A 242-nucleotide genomic window follows, 5' to 3' on the forward strand; every position below is an offset into this window, starting at 1 on the left:
GATGATGCTGCATTACGAGCATCGTCACGGCGAACACTCGGTGCTCTCCGACCTGATCACCTATCAGGAAAACGACTTCACCAAAGTCCATTTGCACCTCGGCACGATGCTCGACGATCACGGCCGGTTTATCGGCCTCTGGCAGATCGTTGACGGCGAACCGCTGCGCCAGCTCTGCGCCTATCAGTACGACACCTGTGGCGACCTGATTCAGGCGCAGGACGAGAACGGCGCCGTCTGGG

Annotated in this window: 1 protein-coding gene; it reads left to right on the forward strand. The window is 59.5% G+C overall.

Annotation, left to right across the window (positions count from 1 at the left end):
- On the forward strand, window positions 1-242 hold a 242-nt coding region (locus ACM6JQ_RS20840), incomplete at both ends, for a hypothetical protein (RefSeq protein ID WP_414894613.1).

Source organism: Pseudomonas sp. IT-232MI5, from assembly GCF_949767845.1.
In the GTDB taxonomy this organism is placed as follows: domain Bacteria; phylum Pseudomonadota; class Gammaproteobacteria; order Pseudomonadales; family Pseudomonadaceae; genus Aquipseudomonas.